The sequence below is a fragment of the Pseudoalteromonas porphyrae genome (assembly GCF_001298125.1).
Classification (GTDB): Bacteria; Pseudomonadota; Gammaproteobacteria; order Enterobacterales; family Alteromonadaceae; genus Pseudoalteromonas; species Pseudoalteromonas neustonica.
Genome location: NZ_LHPH01000018.1, coordinates 34,464 through 49,197, shown reverse-complemented (window position 1 = coordinate 49,197; position 14,734 = coordinate 34,464). Strand labels below are relative to the sequence as shown.

9 protein-coding genes are annotated in these 14,734 nt (G+C 39.5%); 2 read left to right on the top strand and 7 right to left on the bottom strand.

Features of this window, described 5'->3' with window-relative positions; translation table 11 throughout:
- Window positions 1-125 precede the first annotated feature (125 nt).
- Window positions 126-2,063 (top strand): GGDEF domain-containing protein, encoded by a 1,938-nt coding sequence (locus ADS77_RS14850; RefSeq protein WP_054455125.1) that lies wholly within the window; start codon window positions 126-128, stop codon window positions 2,061-2,063.
- On the opposite strand, the gene ADS77_RS14845 is transcribed toward ADS77_RS14850, so the two are convergent.
- The 5 genes from ADS77_RS14845 to mpl are packed head-to-tail and all read right to left on the bottom strand — an operon-like array spanning window position 1,993 to window position 6,349.
- Window positions 1,993-2,661 carry a tRNA (guanine(46)-N(7))-methyltransferase TrmB gene (locus ADS77_RS14845; protein ID WP_054455123.1) on the bottom strand — a complete coding sequence of 223 codons (669 nt, stop codon included), beginning with the start codon at window positions 2,659-2,661 and terminating at the stop codon, window positions 1,993-1,995. The genes ADS77_RS14850 and ADS77_RS14845 overlap by 71 nt on opposite strands.
- On the bottom strand, window positions 2,661-3,428 hold the full coding sequence (locus ADS77_RS14840) for an ABC transporter permease (RefSeq protein WP_054204338.1): 768 nt from the start codon (window positions 3,426-3,428) through the stop codon (window positions 2,661-2,663). The genes ADS77_RS14845 and ADS77_RS14840 overlap by 1 nt, the downstream gene beginning before the upstream one ends.
- Complete coding sequence (locus ADS77_RS14835) at window positions 3,429-4,361, bottom strand: ABC transporter ATP-binding protein (RefSeq protein WP_054204339.1); 933 nt, start codon at window positions 4,359-4,361, stop codon at window positions 3,429-3,431.
- Complete coding sequence (locus tag ADS77_RS14830; protein ID WP_054204340.1) at window positions 4,358-4,981, bottom strand: flavin prenyltransferase UbiX; 624 nt, start codon at window positions 4,979-4,981, stop codon at window positions 4,358-4,360. Before ADS77_RS14830 ends, ADS77_RS14835 begins: the two co-directional genes overlap by 4 nt.
- 15 nt (window positions 4,982-4,996) lie before the next feature.
- Window positions 4,997-6,349: a UDP-N-acetylmuramate:L-alanyl-gamma-D-glutamyl-meso-diaminopimelate ligase gene (gene mpl / locus ADS77_RS14825; RefSeq protein ID WP_054455121.1), complete on the bottom strand. Its 1,353-nt coding sequence runs from the start codon at window positions 6,347-6,349 to the stop codon at window positions 4,997-4,999.
- A gap of 590 nt (window positions 6,350-6,939) precedes the next feature.
- Here mpl and ADS77_RS14820 point away from each other — a divergent pair.
- Window positions 6,940-9,864 (top strand): TonB-dependent receptor plug domain-containing protein, encoded by a 2,925-nt coding sequence (locus ADS77_RS14820; protein WP_054455119.1) that lies wholly within the window; start codon window positions 6,940-6,942, stop codon window positions 9,862-9,864.
- A gap of 76 nt (window positions 9,865-9,940) precedes the next feature.
- Here the strand turns inward: ADS77_RS14820 and ADS77_RS14815 are convergent, their stop codons facing one another.
- Both ADS77_RS14815 and ADS77_RS14810 read right to left on the bottom strand, forming a co-directional pair.
- Window positions 9,941-11,026: a hypothetical protein gene (locus ADS77_RS14815; RefSeq protein ID WP_054455118.1), complete on the bottom strand. Its 1,086-nt coding sequence runs from the start codon at window positions 11,024-11,026 to the stop codon at window positions 9,941-9,943.
- A gap of 57 nt (window positions 11,027-11,083) precedes the next feature.
- Window positions 11,084-14,728, bottom strand: coding sequence for a hypothetical protein (locus tag ADS77_RS14810; RefSeq protein ID WP_054455116.1), 3,645 nt, complete (start codon window positions 14,726-14,728; stop codon window positions 11,084-11,086).
- Window positions 14,729-14,734: the final 6 nt, after the last annotated feature.

Here is a 14,734-nt window from a genome sequence, read left to right as displayed (position 1 = left end):
AGTCAATTGCATGACAAATTAATGATAAATTGATTAATATTTGCTGCTAAAATGCGCCGTAATTTATTTATAGCTGAGACAGCCATTTTTTGTATAATGGTGTAGCGACCACAAAAGAGGCACACATGATAAAAGGAAGTATACGAACCAAATGGATAATGGCCGGTTTTGTCGTTTTTGTTATCAGCTTACTTGCTTACGTTTACTACACATACCACAGCACGCGTAATGATATTATGCAAAGTGTTGATACTCGTTTGCTTAATGCGGCACTAAGTGTAAAGCATATATTGGGTGATGATTATCATCGTCAACTCAATGCGGGGCTACATATCAGCCGCAGCGAATATCAACAAAAAAGTCGCCAACTATCAGAGTTTGCCAATACTCTCGATATTGCCTATGTTTACGCGATGATTTTAAAAGATGGACAAGTCCATTTCAGCGCCTCAAGTTATACCCAAAAGGATCAAAATATCGGGAAAGTAACACAGCTTCTTGACCTCTATCCTGAAGCAACCGATGCTAATAAAGGCGCTTTTTATTCTACTGAACCTATATTCGAAATATCAAAAGATCAATGGGGCCACTTTAAAACAATCTTTATTCCTTTTGTTGATAGTAATGGTGTTACTTATATTACTGGTGCCGATATTACTATTTATGACCTAAATCAACGTCTACAGTTAAGTGCTTCAAAAGCAGCTGCTATGGCTAGCTTTTTCTTTTTCATTGCGTTATTGGTTGCTGGCATTTATATATTTTTATTAAAGCGTGCCATATCGACTGATTCAGCTAGTGGCTTTGCCAATCATATTGCGCTTGAATATTTCATCAAAAAATCACCACTTCACCATATGCAACTTGCTGTTATCTGGGTCAATGAAATAGAAGATATAAATAGCTTTTATGGCACCGAAGTTGGCGACAGAGTAATGAAAAACCTATTAGAGCACTTTAATAAACGCCGGCCAACCGACAGCCGAATATTTCGTTTAGCAACGAATAAGATTGTTTTACTTACTTCATTCGATGATAATAACAACAGCTTTGTTAACATTATTGAAGAGTATAATTGCAGCACCCCACTACTTACTAACCCATTTATTTATATTACTTTATGCGCTGGTATCGCTAACGGCAATAAATCTATGCTACTTGAGAATGCCCACATTGCCGCACTACAAGCAAAGCAAGGGCGTCATACTGTTGTTAATTACTCAAAAGCTCTACATGATGTAAAAAGCCAATACCAATACAATGTTGAAATGGCAAAAGAAGTTAGAGAGGCCTTTGAAAACAACCGCATTGTTCCCTATTTTCAAGCAATCTATGACAGTACGCATAACAAAATAATCCAATATGAATGCTTAGCTCGGATGATTACTTGCCAAGGTGAAATATTAAAACCTGACGCATTTTTAAATGTTGTAAACCGCTCGCGCATGGACGGCATGTTAACGCGATCTATGCTAACGCAATGCTTTGAACGATTCCGAAAAACCAGTATATGCTGGAGTATAAATATTACCGCCCAAGATATGCTTGACCCCGGTTTAAGTGAGTTTTTAGAAAGTGAACTAAAACGTTATCCTCAACCTAGAAATATCACCTTAGAGTTACTCGAAACAGAAGCTATCGCTAACTTTTCTGAAGTTAAAGCGTTTATTGCAATGGTTAGGCAACGAGGCGTAAAGGTCTTCATTGATGATTTTGGTACTGGGTATTCTAATATATCTAATGTCTTAAAATTAGAAGTTGATGGCATTAAACTAGACGGTACATTGATCAGACAAATAATTCACGATAAAGATATATATCTCTATATTGAGCACATTGCCAGCTTTTCAAAGCAACTAAACTTACAACTGATTGCTGAATGGGTAGAAAATAAAGCGATTGTCGATGCCTTGTTAAAGGCAAATGTGACGCTGATGCAAGGTTATTACTTTGCCGAACCAGCGCCACAAATAAGTAGTCGTTTAAAAAAGACTATAACAGCGCAACCACTAATCGGTGGCTCTGCTGAGAGCTCGCCCAATACTTTCTCTCAAACGGAGTAATGGCGGTATCGCTACTAAATAGTTCTACTTCACAATGCTGCCCAGTCAACTGTAATGCTTGAGCAAACTCTTTTACGTAGATATCCCAGTTACTGCGAACTTCGAGTAACCCGCCTAACTTAACGATGAATGGGAAGATAGCAGCGCCGTGCCAACGCCGTTGAATATGCTTAGCTTTAGGCCATGGATTTGGATACAACAAATAATGGTGCGTTGGCTGCCAATTGGCAGCAACAGCTAAACGCCAAAAATCATTAAGGTCAGCTTGCACTAAAATATACTGGCCCGAGTCTGTTTGCTTGTATTCAATGTCATGCTTATCTAAACGATGTGATGACTTATCAATACCTATCACTAACGCATCTGGGTGACGCTTTGCTAAATTAGCAGTGCTTTCGCCTACGCCACAACACGAATCTAAAATAATGGGCCCAGCAAAAGCCTGCACTTTTTCATTTACTTGATCAAATGCCATTTGCGTATGCGCTGCAATGGGTTTTTTAAACTCAGCAGTTAAATGTTTATTAACTATCTCATCCAGCTTTTCATGCAAGCCTTGTTGATTAGATACAATACTTCGTGAATTTGCATCACTCATTAGTGTCTTAACCCCACACCTTTTTTAATTAACGTCAACGCGACTGTAAATAGTGCTGTAATAAATAACAACAACACACCAAATGCAACAGATAAATCAACATCTGATACGCCTAAAAAGCCATACCTAAAGGCATTAACCATATAAATAATTGGGTTAATCTGCGATACCCCCTGCCAAAATTCTGGTAATAACGTGATTGAGTAAAATACCCCACCTAAATAAGTCAGCGGTGTTAGAACAAAGGTAGGAATAATACTAATATCGTCAAAGCTATTCGCGTAAATAGCATTAATCAGACCACCTAATGCAAATACCGCTGATGTTAATATTACCGTCGCTATGATCACAAATACGTTATGGATTTGAATATCAACAAATAACAAAGATACACACGTAACAATTAACCCCACCAGCATACCACGCGTCATACCGCCGCCCATGTAACCCAGCACAATGATATAATTAGGCACTGGCGCGACTAATAGCTCTTCAATACTTTTTTGAAACTTGGTTGAATAAAAACTTGAAGCCACATTAGAGTAGGAGTTAGTGATCACCGACATCATGATTAGACCAGGAACAATAAACTCCATATAGCTAAAACCGCCCATATCACCGATACGAGAGCCTATTAAATTACCAAAAATCACAAAATATAAACTCATGGTAATCGCAGGTGGCACTAAGGTTTGAATCCAAATACGTAAAAATCGAATGCATTCTTTAAACCATAAACTTTTTAAGGCTACGCCATATTTAAACATCTACTTGCCCCGCCCTTGCTCTAGTAAACCGACAAACAACTCTTCTAACCTGTTCGCTTTATTACGCATACTAAGTACGGTATTACCCTGCTCAGTTAATGCTGTAAATACCGCATTCAAACCTTGTGATTTTGCCACTTCTACTTCAATGGTATGATCATCAGCCATTGTAAATTTATAGCCATCAAGCGTGACTGTAACCGGCTGTACTGGTTGTTTTAAATCCAGGATAAACGTTTCTTTATCTAATTTGGCAAGCAATGCTTTAATCGTGGTATTTTCAACGATAATACCTGAGTCAATAATAGCGATATTTTTACACAATAATTCAGCTTCTTCTAAATAATGTGTCGTAAGGATAATTGTTACACCTTGCTCATTAATTTGGCGTAAAAAATCCCACATAGAACGGCGCAGCTCAATATCAACACCCGCTGTTGGCTCATCTAAAATAAGCAGTTTTGGTTCATGCATTAACGCACGGGCAATCATTAACCTACGCTTCATACCGCCCGATAAAGTACGCGCTTGTTTGTCTTTTTTCTCGAGTAAGCCTAATTGTGCTAAGTATTTATCAGCTCGCTGATGGGCTAATTTTCGCGGTACACCATAGTAACCGGCTTGATTAACTAATATTTGTGTAAGGGTTTCAAACTGGCTAAAGTTAAATTCTTGCGGTACAAGACCAAGCTGCGATTTAGCGGCTTCTAAATCGGTATCAATGTTATGACCAAATACTTCCACTTTGCCTTGGCTTTTATTAACCAATGACGAAATCACGCCTATGGTCGTTGATTTACCCGCGCCATTAGGCCCAAGTAATGCAAAAAAATCGCCTTCATACACTTGCAGATCAATGCCTTTGACTGCTTCAACACCATTTTTATAAACCTTAGTAAGGCCTTCAATATTCAAAGCAAGTGCTTTACTCATGATTTCCCTTCCCCATAACCCCAACGCTTAGTGAGGGTATGTTCAATATTTAAATGATCTAGAATACGCGCAACCATAAAGTCAACTAAGTCATTAATGGTTTGCGGTTGATGATAAAACCCTGGTGCCGCAGGCATTATGGTCACCCCAAGCTTGGCGAGTTTTAGCATGTTCTCAAGATGAATTTCACTAAATGGTGTTTCTCGTGGCACTAAAATTAACTGACCGCGCTCTTTAATCACTACATCTGCTGCACGCTCTAATAGATTATCTGACGCCCCCATTGCAATCGCAGAGACTGACCCTGCGCTACACGGGCATACAACCATTTTTTTCGGTGCGGCAGAGCCTGACGCTACCGGGCTAAACCAGTTATCTTTACCAAATACTTGTAACTGACCTGCTGGTGCATTAAATAATGTACTTAATTGCTCGGTCGCCTTATCTTCATTACCTGATAACTTTATGTTTGATTCAGTATCAAGTACTACACGAGCAGCACTTGAGATCAACACATACACGCGAAACTGCTGCGCGAGCAATACTTCAAGTAATCGTAAGCCATATGGCGCACCTGACGCGCCACTAAAGGCAAGCGTAATGGTTTCTTTATATTGCACTGTCGCTCCGGTTTATTACTGTATAAATTTATGCTGCAAAGCGGTAATTAACTTATCATGAAGGCCGTTAAAGCCGCCATTGCTCATGATTAAAATATGTTGTTGTGGCTGAGCGCTTGCAACGACTTGCTCAATGATCTCATTGATATTGCTTAAGCATACCATTTCTGCTTGTTTTGCTTGTTCGCTTAATGACCATGCTAAATTGTCAGGCTCAAATAGATACACATCATTAGCATCGACTAACGACGCTAATAAGGTATGTTGATGCACACCCATTTTCATAGTGTTTGAACGCGGCTCGAGTATAGCGATAATTTTTTCATCACCCACTTTTGCGCGCAGCCCTGCAAGTGTTGTAGTGATAGCCGTAGGGTGATGAGCAAAATCGTCATACACTTTAATATTGGCAATATCCGCTTTAAGCTCCATTCTGCGTTTTGGGCTAATAAACTCTCCTAACCCCGCAATACTATGCGGGATAGCAATACCTACATGACGCGCGGCAGCAATTGCCATAATCGCGTTTTTCACATTGTGCTCACCAAACGCTTGCCATTTTACAGTGCCTTGACTCTGATCATTAAGTAACACAGTAAACTCGCTACCATCAGCCTTGATAAGCTGATAGTCCCAATCTGCGCCGAGTGTTTCACTTTCACTCCAACAGCCTTGCTTTACCACAGCTTGCAATGCGTTATCTTGCTGGGGCCAAATTACTTTGCCACTACTTGGTAGTGTACGCATCAAATGATGAAATTGTTTTTTAATGGCGTTTAAATCTTCGAAAATATCCGCATGATCAAATTCAAGGTTATTTAAAATAAGCGTGCGTGGTAGGTAGTGAACAAACTTGCTGCGTTTATCAAAAAATGCAGTGTCGTACTCATCGGCTTCAATAACAAAAAATGGCGTTTCGCCAACTCGGGCAGACAAGCCAAAATTTTGCACAATGCCACCGATTAAAAAACCCGGCTTTAAACCTGCATATTCTAAAATCCAGGCCAGCATACTTGCGGTAGTGGTTTTACCGTGAGTACCTGCAACAGCCAGTACCCATGAATTTTGCAGCAAATTATGCTTCAACCATTCAGGGCCTGAGGTATAAGGTAGCCCTTTATCTAATACATATTCAACACATGGGTTACCGCGACTCATTGCATTACCAATCACAACCATGTCTGGCGCAGGGTCTAACTGAGAGACATCATAGCCCTGCATTAATTTAATACCTAGCTCTTCGAGTTGTGTGCTCATTGGTGGATACACGTTTAGATCTGAGCCCGTTACAGTATGCCCAAGCGACTTAGCAATCGCCGCAATACCGCCCATAAAAGTGCCACAAATACCTAAAATATGAATATGCATATTATTCCTTTGCCGCTAAAAATAGCTTATGCAGCACTAAAAAAGAGATAAAAAATGAAGCTGACATAATGCCAAAAATAGTGCTCAGTTACCATTACCATCTAACACAACACTTGTGCTAGATGGTAACTAATAGCATATAAACTAAAAAGTTCCCCTACTCTTGCTCAACTGCTCAAATATCACTCGTCACTTTTTGAGCAAAATTAACATTGAAGTTCAATTTTAAAGCAAAGTTATTGACGTACAATTGCAAAATAGTTAATTGTAAAATATAAAAACAACTTAATAAATTACAAAAAGTAAATGTGTAAATCTATGATTACAAATAATATTAATAAAAAACAATGCAATACCAACATATACCCACAATAAAAACAAAAAGCACTTTTTAGCAACAAAACTCACATTCGCCACATAAAAGACTCCATTTAGGGACTGTGATAAAACATAGCGCTAAATTACATTTGGTTACATTGAAAGGCATATATTTAACGTCAAAGTTAATATGGCTAACAATGTTGACCCTTTGCAAGTTCAATCAAGTTTAATTGCCCTGCGGGCAAACCTTGTCAAAATAAAAAGGTATTATGTTGAAAAAATTAAATCTTATTACAGCAGCAGTTAACGCAGTATTAATTACTGGCACAATTGGCGTATCAAGTGCATTTGCACAAGAAACTACTGACGTAAAACCCGTTGAGCGCATTCAAGTAACAGGGTCAAAAATAAAACGTTTTAATTTGACCTCTCCGACTCCTGTTACTGTGATAAGCGGTGTTGAGCTAGAAAACCAAGGTATCACCAATGTAAATGATTTACTTGCAGACATGCCGCAAGCGACTGTTGGCCTTTCACCAGAGACAACAACCAATTCAATTTACGCGTCAGGCTTAAATACTACTGACCTTCGTGGTTTAGGCTCAGAACGTACATTAGTGCTTGTTAATGGTCGTCGCTTTGTTCCAGGCTCTATTGGCGACACCGCTGTTGATTTAAATAACATTCCAACGACGATGATCGAACGCATTGAAATTGCAACCGGTGGTGCTGCAGCTGTATATGGCGCTGACGCTGTTGCCGGTGTTGTAAATATCATCACTAAAAAATCTATGGATGGTATTGAGTTTGACGTTTCAACTGTTCGCCCTGAGCAAAGTGGTGGTGAGCAAAATAACTTCTCTATCACCGGTGGTATGGAAGGTGATAAATTATCGTTCATTGCATCAGTTAACTACACTGAGAATAAAAGTTACGGCAAGCTAAGTCGTGACTTTTACCGAAATCCAGTTAACACATACATTAATCCTGCCAATTTAAATGGTACAGATGGTATTCCTGAGCGTATTATTTTAGGTAAACCTACAGGCCTTGCTTATTATTCTGAAGGCGGTGATTTCTTCTCAAAAGGTGCCTTTACAGATGATGGTTACAACAACCACCACTATACCTTTGATGAAAATGGAAATATTCGTCCTTTTCAGATGGGTTCTGGTCGCATCCCAAATCCAAACCAAGCATTGATTGATCACGAGAACAAGCTTGCAAATCCATCAAATAGCTATTTTGAAGGCGGCAATGGTGACGGCGTATTTGGTCATGGTTATAAAAGCTACTTTCAAACTCCTTTAGAGCGCCTTATTGCTTCTGCTTACGGTACTTATCAACTAAATGATGATCATACATTAACGTTTGACTTTACTTACTCAAACACTGAATCGACTACTGAAAGTACACCGGCTTTCTTCCGTCATACTATTCGCCGTGATAATGCATTTGTAAAAAATGACATGGCTAAGTTAATGGATGATAACGAACTAAAATCAGTCACTCTTCGTCAAGCCAATGAAAATCTATGGGGCGACCGCGCATATAACCAAGAGCGTGAAGTGTTCCGTACCTCTATTGGCGTTGAAGGCATCATAAGCGATGATTGGGGCTATTCAACATATGCGCAGTTTGGTCGTATTGAGCAAGACACACTGTGGACTGGTGAAGTATTAACGCAAAATCTAGCAAACTCTATTGATGCCGTTGAATATCAAGGTAATGTTGTTTGTGCTAAACGTAATGATGATGGCGAAGTAATTGGCGCAATTGAAGGCTGTACACCATTTAATACTATGGGGGCTACATCAGCAACGCAAGCACAAGTAGATTATATTGGTACTACCGCAACCCGCTTTGCACAACACGACCAAGTTGTTTTTGCATTAACTGTAGACGGTTCACTTTTTGAACTTCCAGCTGGTTACGTTGCAGCCGCATTCACCGCAGAGCACCGTCGTGAATCAGCAACTACAACACCATCTGAGAATATGCAAAAAGGCTTAATCTTTGGTAATTCAAGCTTACCAATGGATGGCGAAATTGATGTCAATGAGTTATCAGCTGAGATTTCCATCCCGTTACTAGAGGATGTATTTCTAGCAACTGACTTAACATTTGAAACAGCTTTACGTTACATGGACTACTCAGTCACCGGTGAAGATAATGCATGGAAATTGGCGCTTAACTGGGGTGTAACAGATGAACTTCGCGTTCGTTTAAATCGCTCTAAATCAGTGCGTGCACCAAATATAGGTGATTTATTTACACCTAACTCAAAAACATTTAGCTCAGGCCGCGCGGATGTCTGTAGAGCTGACTCAATTGCTACATCAGGTAGTAAGTATAAAGCAAACGTAATTAAAAACTGTCAAGCAGCAGGTTTAGCTGAAGGATGGAAACCTTCGGACGCATGGCTAGCAGCCGGCAGCTTACCGGGCTATATTCAGGGTAACCAAAACCTTAAAAATGAGACATCTAACGATTACACCGTTGGTGTAATTTATACTCCTGAGTTTGTTGAAGGTTTAGATCTAACTCTTGATTATTGGTCATTCGAAGTGGAAGGCGCCATTGAGTATTTTGGCCGTAATAGTGTTGAACTATGTTATGAGTCATCATCTTTAGATAACCCTTTCTGTAGTAACGTTGTGCGTAATGAAAAAACGGGTGAAATTGAAAACTTCTTCACTCGCCCAATTAATGCCGCTGTTATTAATAAAAAAGGTGTTGATGTTGAATCAGCATACCGTACTGAGTTGTTCTCTGGTGACTTAGCACTAAAATTAACTGCAACCTACCTAATTGACGACAACAGTAACTCAACTGGTCGTGCTGAAGATTTTCGTAGTGATGTAGGTGAAATAGCCTCTCCACGTTGGAAAGGTCGTTTTAATGCTGTGTACTCACATGATGACTCAGCTTACGTATTAACAATGAATTATCGTCATGCAACTGTTAATGACAACGACTGGAGCATTGAACAGAATAACTATAATGATATCCCATCTTACACGACGTTTGATTTTATGTATAAAACAAACATCTTAGATGAGCTACAATTACGTGTAGGTGTTAACAACATTCTAGACCGTGAACCACCACGTAATCCGTTCACTTACGATGATGGTGAGTTCTTTGACGTGAAAGGACGCCGTATATCACTAGGTGCTAAATACACGTTCTAATTTAAACGTGTTTTAGAGCAATAAAAAACGCCTTACTCGTCGAGTAAGGCGTTTTATTTTAATCACAGCAAGCTTATTAAAATAAGATGCTTATACGCGCAGCTAACGATAACTGCATCGCTTTATTCGGGTTTAACTTATCCATGGCAAGCGAAAAATCAAACCACTCACTTTCATAACCCAGTTTAGGTACTAAGTTAACAGGGTCTATAAGTAGTTTAATCTGGCTTTCTCCCCAGGGCAGCTGAACACCAAGCTGTACAAAATTGATATCACCTTGACGGAGTAAGTTGGCAACATAACTCAGCTCTCGCTGTTTATATGACAACTCAATAGCAACGTGTTCTGGGATCCTAAAATCATGTTCACTTTCTCCCTCAAATCCTTTTAGGAGTGGGCGAAAACTACTAAACCCTTGGTTATCAACAAAACTACCTTTTGTATTAATATTGGCACGCGTAAAACCGACATTATCAACTGTAAATTGGTTATAAATATCAATAAAACTTGCGCGAACTAACACATTTTCCCATGGCATAAACTCTGTGAATACATCAAATGAATAACCACTGCCACTGTTATCCCACCCTCCATTATTTGGACGTTTTAAAAAGTTATTGTGCGTGTAGTACTCTTGGTAATTTAACTCGCCTAATAAACTATTATCTTCGCGACCTTGAACATTGCCGCTCACGAATGAGTGCCTAAAATAATCAACCCCCCAGTAACTCCCTTTTACACCAAGTAGAAATAATTCGAACTGATGTTCAAATGTAATACCAAGCCCTTTACTGCGGTTTGCAAAGTAGTCTAGTTTAGCCTGGTAGTTTTCTTTGCTCAGTAAGGGCGTTTTATTACTTTCTTGATAGTAGCCTAAAGCAGTGTCGGGGTTACTTTTTACAAAGTAGTCCAACCGCTGCTCTATATGAAAAGTAAATTGCTGCCAATCACTCGGCTGATAACTTAAGCCAATCCGCGTTTGTGAAAAACCGTTGTCTGCGTCGGTTTTTGGTGGTGTTTGCCATTCATCTTTAGCAAGCTCCAAAACAGGCGCTATATTGCTAAAGCTATTTGAATATACATAGGTTGATACTTCATGCTGCGCAATTACATGCATTGAACTAAACAATAAAGTACAACTAAAAAAACTCTTAATGTTCATTTTTTATTTCTTATAAAAAAGGCCAGCTAAAGCTGGCCCAGACTCACAATAAGCTAACTATAAACTTTCAACTGTACCATTAGTATAAACAATCAGAACAAGCCCTTCTCGCTTAACTATTTCAGCTGCCTTTTCATCACCAACCATAATAGTTCCTAACACTTGCTCTGCTGTATCACCACCGTCAGATTCAGCTAACATCAAAGTCACATTTTCAGCGTTCACTGCAGATAAGGTTTCAAGTTTAGTATCATATTTGACCATGAAACTTCGTTGTTTATCGCTATTAGGAAGCTGATACTTCACATCAAGAGCCAGCTTACCATCATCAAGGTCCGTTCTTTCGCCGCTCAAATTTAAATCAAGATTATATTCACCGACCTTGACCTGCACATTAAGTGCAGCATTGATATCTAAGAATGTATCTTCATCTTCAACAACCGTTCCAAGTTCAGGTTGAGCCAAATACATATCGATTTTATATTCACCATCGACAGCCCAATCCATGTGTTCAGGTCTTGTAAAATCAGCTGCAACTTTACCTAAACCATCAACATGCCCATAGAAAGTGCGTGCTTGGAATGAATCGCCTTCATTAGGCTGTGGTAGCCACGGCCCTCTGAAACCACCAATTTGAGCAGTAAAAACATCAACAGCTGTAAACGTTGCAAAATTACTGTTAATACCAAAGCTGCCAATCTCACTATCATAACGAATCGCTGAAGCTAACGACTCATATTCACCGCAATAGGATTCATAGGTATCAAAATCTATTAATTGGCCGCTACCATCAACGTATTCACCCGCTTCGTTGCTAAAAACAGCTCCATAACATTGATAATGATCAGCTATTTGATCAGCATTGGTATCTATTGGACGATAAAGTTGACCCATTTGGAGAGTCGGTTGTTGATTATAAGAACGCCATGAAGCCACCAATAACTCATCACCTAGAGCCGTTGCTTTGCTCGATGATACCAATTGTGATTGAGTTGACTCGCCACCTGAATAGGTTCGCGTGCTGTTAACGCTAACATTGAACTCATCGGTGCGCACTACGCTAACAACATCTTGGCTACTACTACCCTCCACTGTAGCTGTCAGGTTATTGGCGTTATTGCTAACACTTATAGTCAACAATTCATCTAAAATTGGCGATACAAGGTACGCATCTAAATCTACGTTAGCCCCGGCGCTGATCTGAGCGTCATCATTAATTAAACGATAATCTCCTTCACCACCAACAGCAACGCCAAACCCACCGTTTAATTCGTTATTAAAGTAATCACTGATATTATTCAATGTGGCAGGATCTGCGTTTATTCTAATTAGTAAGTTATTAACGGCCTCATCATAGCTAAAAAATTCATTTTGACTGCGAAAGAAATGAAGTTCATCAACGTTAACTTCATTTCCGCTTTTTGTGGTCAATACACCATCACGATAATCTGTAAAGTATTGATAAGTCTGCCTAATAACAAATAACTGTGAAGATTCAGATTGCTCTATGTATTCAACAAAACCGTAGGTCTGATCATTATTGGTATTATGAAAATTGTAGTAATAATACTGCACCCCATCAAAAGTGAATACTTCGCGCTTAAATTCACCTTGGAAGTAACCTTCAATATCGGTGGTTCGCTGCGCTTCAATTTTCCAGTTGCCAGCTTGCTCACTCGTTTTGCTATAAGTATAGTCGGTTACAGTTTCATCATTATTAACAGAAAGTGATAGCTGTGAATTCGCTTCGTTCACAACAACAGCTGCAATATCTTCTTTTAACTTACCAAAACCCTTGAGTTCTGGCGGTGTATAAGCCGCTAAATCTTTAATATTAACTGTCGCGGTTGCTTTGATCATTTCACCTTGTAGTGATGAAAACTCTCCACTTAAGCTAACCATTTTTGGTAAGATAAGTGTGTCTTGCTCTAATGTATAATCCCATGCAGTTTCTGCATCATAGTTAGAAGTATCCGCGCTATAAACATTGACAGGTAAGAGCTCTCCCGTGAGCGCCCCTTTAAAACTAATTGGGTTAGTCACTGTCTCTGTCGACTTTTGTGCCAGTTCAACAGTTAGGCTCAGTTCTCCTTTAATCGGCTCTGCATCCACATCGCCCGCTTCAATTTGCGCGCGTGTTACAGCACGGTCTAAACTGATTGTTGCATGACTACCCTGTGTAATCTCAAATTTAACTGCATCATTTTCAGCCATACCAGACAGCGCTAATTGATATTGCTGATTATCTTGTAACGCATTGATCGCGATATCAAGTGTCAGTGACTCTGTACCTGCCGCTGCGGTTACTTTAAACGTTAGATTTTCTTCATCAAGTATGACTGTACCTGCGCCACCTGTTGATAAGTAATCTTTTAAATCAAACATAGTTGCTGAATTATCAGTTTCTTGTCGTTGTTGATTAATTTGTGTAACTGCCTCAATTACATCGCTTAATAACGCAAAGCTATCACCCTGCTCTGCAACCATATCTCCTGCAGATTCAACCAATGATACAAATTTTTCACCTTCAGATTCAAAGTCTGCTCCTGACGATTTAGTAACATCAAATAGATTAGCAAACAGGCGAATATCATTAACCATAGCCGCGGCTTTTGCGATAGCATCACCTTGTGTTTGATCGCTAACTTTGCCTTTAATACGACCGCTGTCGCCCGCTTCTGCGGCCTTAGCCTTTTTTTCGTTTACGAGATTTGTTACTAACTGTTCAAGCGCATCTAAACCACTTAACTCTGTAACTAATTGAGGGTCTTTTTTTATTATTTCAATTAATTGCAATGTAGCTTGCTCTGCACCAGACAAAACATCTTCGACTGAAAATTCAAACTCGTCATCATCATCCGCTGCATTAGTAACTAAAATACCGCCATCAGCGGCGACTAAATCAGTAATTGCTGAGCTCAATTTAGCACTTACGTTATCTGTCCCAGCATCAGAGTATAATGCGTTTGCAATACCTGCATTGATCAACGCATAACGTACTGCAGAGATATTCTCTTCGTTTAAAATCGCTGAAGGATTTTCAATTGCGGTAGGCGCTAATGAATTTAATGCTCCGATCAGACCAAATACATTCGCAATTTGAGAATGTGCATCACTTATTGTTTGCTCAGTAATTGCACCACGACTTTGCGCAAGCTCAGTGGCAATATGCGTTAGTGGAGTGATGTTAGATGTGTTCTCGCTATTACTTTCACCTTGCGGCAGGTTTAATATTGATGTAAGTGAAAACTCAGGATCTTGAACCGTTAAGTTAACGTCATCACCATAAGCTATCGTTTGATCTGCCTCATTTTTCCCACAACCTACGGGGGCATCACATACCATAATTGTCGGTGATGCGGTGTCTTGACTGGCTGATACTTTAACTTTAACAAGCCCTGCAACACCCTTCAACGAAACACTATAGTGACCCGTTTCATCTGTAACTAAACTAGAATCTCCAAGCTCATCAGCCGTCAATTCAATGGCTTCACCGTTTTCATATTTATAAAATGTCAGCTGTGCATTCTTTAATGTCCCTTTAGAAGCCACGCCTTTTACTTGTGCTTCACTTACAACTGGGGTGACCGGATCGGTAACAACAGGATCCGTTATTTCTGGTTTTTTATTGTCTGAAGACCCTCCACACCCTGATAGAACAGCAACTACACTTAATGCTAACAATGATTTTTTAAATTCCATTTGTAT

Bases quoted from the DNA above. Each gene is read 5' to 3' on its own strand.
- ADS77_RS14850 (WP_054455125.1), top strand. From the start codon at position 126: ATGATAAAAGGAAGTATACGAACCAAATGGATAATGGCCGGTTTTGTC.
- ADS77_RS14845 (WP_054455123.1), bottom strand. From the start codon at position 2,661: ATGAGTGATGCAAATTCACGAAGTATTGTATCTAATCAACAAGGCTTG.
- ADS77_RS14840 (WP_054204338.1), bottom strand. From the start codon at position 3,428: ATGTTTAAATATGGCGTAGCCTTAAAAAGTTTATGGTTTAAAGAATGC.
- ADS77_RS14835 (WP_054204339.1), bottom strand. From the start codon at position 4,361: ATGAGTAAAGCACTTGCTTTGAATATTGAAGGCCTTACTAAGGTTTAT.
- mpl (WP_054455121.1), bottom strand. From the start codon at position 6,349: ATGCATATTCATATTTTAGGTATTTGTGGCACTTTTATGGGCGGTATT.
- ADS77_RS14820 (WP_054455119.1), top strand. From the start codon at position 6,940: ATGTTGAAAAAATTAAATCTTATTACAGCAGCAGTTAACGCAGTATTA.
- ADS77_RS14815 (WP_054455118.1), bottom strand. From the start codon at position 11,026: ATGAACATTAAGAGTTTTTTTAGTTGTACTTTATTGTTTAGTTCAATG.
- ADS77_RS14810 (WP_054455116.1), bottom strand. From the start codon at position 14,728: ATGGAATTTAAAAAATCATTGTTAGCATTAAGTGTAGTTGCTGTTCTA.